Source organism: Terriglobales bacterium (genome assembly GCA_035624455.1).
GTDB lineage: Bacteria > Acidobacteriota > Terriglobia > Terriglobales > Acidobacteriaceae > DASPRM01.
In genome coordinates, this window is record DASPRM010000079.1 from 1 (window position 1) to 4974 (window position 4974).

The 4974-nt window shown below is 59.6% G+C and carries 6 protein-coding genes; 2 read left to right on the plus strand and 4 right to left on the minus strand.

The window, feature by feature from the left end; genetic code table 11:
* Positions 1–297 (plus strand): hypothetical protein (locus tag VEG30_08855; protein ID HXZ80025.1); only part of this gene is annotated, 297 nt, incomplete at its 5' end.
* A gap of 426 nt (positions 298–723) precedes the next feature.
* Here VEG30_08855 and VEG30_08860 read toward each other — a convergent pair.
* From VEG30_08860 to VEG30_08875, 4 genes are all read right to left on the minus strand, one after another.
* Entirely contained in the window at positions 724–1434 is a 711-nt protein-coding gene (locus VEG30_08860) for a DUF2306 domain-containing protein (protein ID HXZ80026.1), read from the minus strand.
* Positions 1435–1596: 162 nt separating this feature from the next.
* Complete coding sequence (locus tag VEG30_08865) at positions 1597–1854, minus strand: helix-turn-helix transcriptional regulator (protein ID HXZ80027.1); 258 nt, start codon at positions 1852–1854, stop codon at positions 1597–1599.
* A gap of 1 nt (position 1855) precedes the next feature.
* On the minus strand, positions 1856–2383 hold the full coding sequence (locus VEG30_08870) for a DUF2975 domain-containing protein (GenBank protein HXZ80028.1): 528 nt from the start codon (positions 2381–2383) through the stop codon (positions 1856–1858).
* Positions 2384–3099: 716 nt separating this feature from the next.
* Entirely contained in the window at positions 3100–3378 is a 279-nt protein-coding gene (locus VEG30_08875; protein HXZ80029.1) for a hypothetical protein, read from the minus strand.
* Between the two features lie 212 nt (positions 3379–3590).
* Between VEG30_08875 and VEG30_08880 the strand changes: the two genes are divergently transcribed.
* Positions 3591–4694 (plus strand): IS110 family transposase, encoded by a 1104-nt coding sequence (locus VEG30_08880; protein ID HXZ80030.1) that lies wholly within the window; start codon positions 3591–3593, stop codon positions 4692–4694.
* Positions 4695–4974 lie beyond the last annotated feature (280 nt).

Sequence of the window (4974 nt, forward strand, 5' to 3'; positions counted from 1 at the left end):
GCCATGCTTCGTGATGCCGTGGCGGTTCAGGACAAACTCAACTATGGTGAGCCACCCGACTGGTTTTCGCCTGTACGCGAATCGTTGGGCGCTGCCTTGCTGATGAATGGCGCGCCGGCCGAGGCGGAGAAGGTCTTCCGTGAGGACCTCGATCGCAATCCCCGCAATCCGCGCTCCCTATTCGGCCTGCATCAGGCCCTCAAGGCTCAGAAGCGTGATTACGATGCTGGCTTTGTGGAGCAGCAGTTTCAAACTTCGTGGAAAGGCGAGAAACTCGAGATAGCGGACCTGGTGTAGTCGTGCCCGCGACTGAAACCCTGCTTTCGTCAACTGGCGAGGTGGGCGGGTGTCCGGAAGCAGTGTTTTGCTTATCAAGTCGGGCGCGTGAGGATCGTTGACGAAAGGAAACACGCCTCTTGCGATTCCTCTCCCGCGCAAGAGAGTGCTGTCTGTAAGACTGCAACCGCTACTCCACCGCTGCTGACCCTTGAAGGGGCGTGTCCCGTCGGCATAGTTGGCGTAATGGCGATTTTTCACCAGTTGGGGGGCCACTAGTCAGTTTCCGCATTTCCGACAAACCACGAACTGGCTTTTTTTGCGGATACAACCCCATCCGCCGGGATCAATGCGACCGCTCATTGACCCGACAGACCTTCGACGGTGCAAGAGAATTTTGGCCCACACGATCGCCCAAACAAGCAGGATTTGGGCCATTCGGAAACGTCACTTCCCGCGAGTGGTGACCGGCAGCAAATCGTGTCGGAGAAGCACCGGCAACGGGCGGCGGCTGCGGACCCGCCACAACCAGTAGAACATCGCGCCAAACAGCAGCAGGATCGGCAGCGTGCGCATCGGCGCGGTCGTGAAGGGCTCGGGAAGGATCTTTGCCACCCGCTCGCGGATGGAGAAGAATGATCCGGCTGCGATGAACAGCGCGAAGCACATTCGCCACAAATGCCGCGCCAGGCGTGGTCCGCCGCGCGGAATGCCGAATTGCATGATGCGCACATCGCCAATCGCCGCCAGGGCCATGACGGTGGCGACGAAGAAGTACATCGCGAACGGGACGCCGTTGAGAAAACCCCGAGGGCTTTCCCATGCCTTCACGCCGCCGACGCTATCGACGATCGCGAGTCCGACGGCGACCGCCAGCGCCGCAACATTACTACCGCGGGTCCATGACGACACCGGGCGCACGGTGGTCAGCGCCGTGATGACAAAGTACACCGTCATCAAGCCGCCGAACACATTCGAGTCGGTGGGACCACTCTTGCCAACGCCCAGGATCGCTGCGCTGATGCCCAGGACGAGCATGGCACCGACGAACAGCAGCCCGCTGCGGCGGTGGACGGTCCCGCCCTTCTTTGCCAACAGCGCTAGGGCACCGAGAACCATCGCAAGCCCTCCTGCAGCAATGTGGATAGATAAGAGCATTCGCCCTCCTTGAATGAGCAATTCGACGGAGTGTTTCCGGCTGCCATGAGCCAACGCCACCAGCGAGATGAGCCCCGAAAACGTACATCAATTGTCACCGTCGCCTCCGCGAGTGAGCTCCCAGCAGACCGAACTACCGCGACTTGCCCCTTCGCAGGCTCTTCATCGGCTTGCGCTTCTTTTGCTGGCCGCCGCCGCTAGCTCGCGTTTTGGCTGTTCCGGCTCAAGTTGGAGAATGTCGCCAGGCTGGCACGAGAGCGCCTCGCAGATCGCATCGAGCGTCGAGAAGCGGATCGCGCGAGCCTTGCCGGTCTTGAGGATCGAGAGGTTCGCCAGCGTGATTCCCACCCGGTCCGCCAGGTCGGTCAGTGTCATCCGGCGATCGTGGAGTAGGTCGTCGAGCCTGACGGCGATCGCCATGTCACACAATCCCTTCGAGGTCTTCCCGCATGAGCGTGCCTTCCGCGAACACTCGGGCCAGCAGGAACGTGAGCAGTACCGCGAGCCAGCCGCTGATGGAAAAGCCGGCATCGAGATGGACTGGATGCGCCGGACTCGAAACCGCCTTGCCGATCGCGCCCATGCTGAGGCTGAGAAGCTGCAGCGCAAGCAGCGCCCATGCGATTGCCTGCAAACGGTGGGCGTTCGCGGCGACGAAGGGGTCGCCCGCGCGAACTGTGAGAACGATTGCGAGCAACCGCTTGAGCACGGCATAGTTCAGCGGTATCCCGACGAGGCCGAGCACGGCGGCAGCGCGTAGGCCCATGATCAACTGCTCTGCGTCGCTCGAAGGAGAAAGTTTGAAAGCGGCCATGATCCACTGCTCGTTCGGCATGACCACGAGCAGGGCCACGAGCGCGGCGCCCATCAGCCAGTTCACCACGATGAGGATTCGCAGCACGACGTACACGAGCGGCAGCGCGGCGGATGACGAGGCTGTCCTTGACATGACCCTCTCCTTGTCGATATCGAATATCAATAATATATTTATCGAATATCGTCAAGTATGGTATCGAAATTCGATAAGGAAAGCGGGACGGGTCCGACTGTCGTGACGGCTCACGGACGAACTGATCGCCGAGGCCGCATACCAGATGTGGAACCGGAAACCGCGACCTACGGCCTTGGCCTAATATCCGGCCTAGTCGGCTTCTGAGCATCGATCCCAGCCGCTTCTGGGTGACGGGCCATCCGGAAGTCAATTGCTGAAATCACGTTTCTCACAAGTTTGCGCCGCTCGTTCGCCGGTCTGGGGATTCTGAGTGCTATGGCGATGTTTCGCCAACTGACGGTACTGCCTAAACTGATTGAAGCCATGACTCTGGATGAGACCAAGTGTTTCAAGATGCTGGATGGATACTCAAGGACCCATCACAGGTGCTTTCTAGCTGAGATGAACCTGAATGCAAATAAGGGAGCCTATGCGCTGTGCTTTCGTCCAGCCGGTGGAGACCGTAACTCACCAAACCGATACGCATGTCGGTATTTGCACATCGGAGTGAAGGACGTGAAGAGCGCTGCAGACATGCAGGTGCTGCCACTGTCCATATCTGAAATGCTCGACAGAGAGCCTCCAGCACTGTGGCAGTTGTAATTCGCGAAATCAAAGCAGTACCACAAGCAGCCGGATTACTTGTGATATGGCGATTTCACGCCAGTAATCCTTCAGTTTGAAGGGTGTTTACCGTCTGGAGTAGGCTCCAGTTCGTCACGTTCATTCAAATCAAGCGTTACCAGCGAGCCGTAATGGCGCAGCACCAGTCGCGGAGGAATCAACAGATGTGCTACATAGGAAAGGGCCAAATAGCTGAGTCCCCACAAGGTCGTGAACACGAAAAGAGCCTCAAGGTATCCAGCGGCAAAAAAGAAGAACACCGACCCAAGTGCCGGGAGAATGCTGATGACTGCCAAGAAACGCACGTAGGCTTCAGATGGGAGCAGCAAGCGATTGCACTGCTCGCAAATAAATCCGCTGTTCAGCCATCCCCCGCTGGGCCGACAGACCTTTCCGCATTGTGGACAAACCGCCATATCGGCTTTCAATAACTATAACTTGTTGTAAACAGATGAGATGAGAAGGCCGGTCTCCGAACGGGATGCGGTACGCTCCCAGGTGATCGACGCGCTCGAAGCGCAAGAGATAAAGGAGACCGGCCATGAAGAAGGGTAGCACCGCAGCGGCACGGCCGCTCAGCCATTTTTCCCCGCAGAAGCTGACCATCGGTTTGGATCTAGGGGATCGCTTCAGCTACTACTGCGTTCTGGATGAAAACGGAGAGTTGGTGCGGCAGCAAAAGATCCCCACCACAGCCAAGGGATTGCAAGCGGCATTCGGAGGGACGCCGCACAGCCGGATCGCACTGGAAACCGGGACGCACTCCCCCTGGGTGAGCCGCTGGCTGAGCGAGTTGGGCCACGAGGTGATCGTGGCGCATGCTCGCAACGTGCGCCTGATCGGAGAAAGCCGGCGCAAGGACGATCGCCTGGATGCGCAGACCCTGGCCCGCTTGGCCAGGATCGATCCCCAGTTGCTGTGTCCGGTGAAGCACCGCAGCGCCAAAGCGCAGGCGGATCTGACGCTGGTCCGGGCGCGAGCGGGGCTGGTGCGGGCACGGACCGCGCTGGTCAACACGGCTCGCGGACTGGCCAAGAGTTACGGACAGCGGCTGCGCGGCTGCAACGTGCGCAACCTGAACCCGGAAAAAGCCGAGGGCCTGAGTCCGGAGCTGCAAGCGGCCCTGCAGCCGTTGTTGGCCGCCATCGAGTCGCTGAGCGAGCAGATCCGCCAGTACAACCAGCGAATCGAAACTCTGGCAAAGCAGAGCTATCCGCAAGTCGCCCTGTTGAAGCAGGTGAAGGGCGTGGGCACGCTGATCGCGCTGACCTTCTTGCTCACGCTGGAAGATCCCTATCGCTTTCGCAAGAGCCGCGACGTGGGTTGTTACCTGGGACTGCAGCCGGGACGAAGGAACTCGGGGCAGAGCCAGCCGCAGATGCACATCAGCAAGGAAGGCGACCCCTATCTGCGAACCCTGCTGGTACAAGGGGCGCAGCACATCCTGGGGCCGTTTGGTCCCGACTGCGACCTGCGGCGTTGGGGCCTGAAGCTGGCCGGGCGCGGAGGACGAAACGGAAAGAAGCGAGCCATCGTGGCCACGGCGCGGAAGCTGGCGGTGTTACTGCATCACCTGTGGGTAAGCGGAGAAGTCTACGAACCGTTGCAGAACGGCAACCGAGCAGCACTGCCGACAGCAGCGTAAAACCATTTCCGCGAAGAGGAAAGACCAAGCCCAAGCCGAGTTTCGGTGACTGCGTTAAACGCCTGGCCCAGCTTCTATCTTTGAGATGGAAGCGCAGGTCGACAAACAGGTGGCAGCGCCGGCTGTAACGAGAACACTCAACTGGCACCGAGCGAAAATCGCTCATCGAGAGTGCGGATGGAAGGGTGGCGACAGTGGCGGCTCGGCGGAGAGAGAATCTTGCCCGATAAAAAGCAAGGACGAACCGACTTGACACCGACCGGCCTTCTCATGGAAGGCG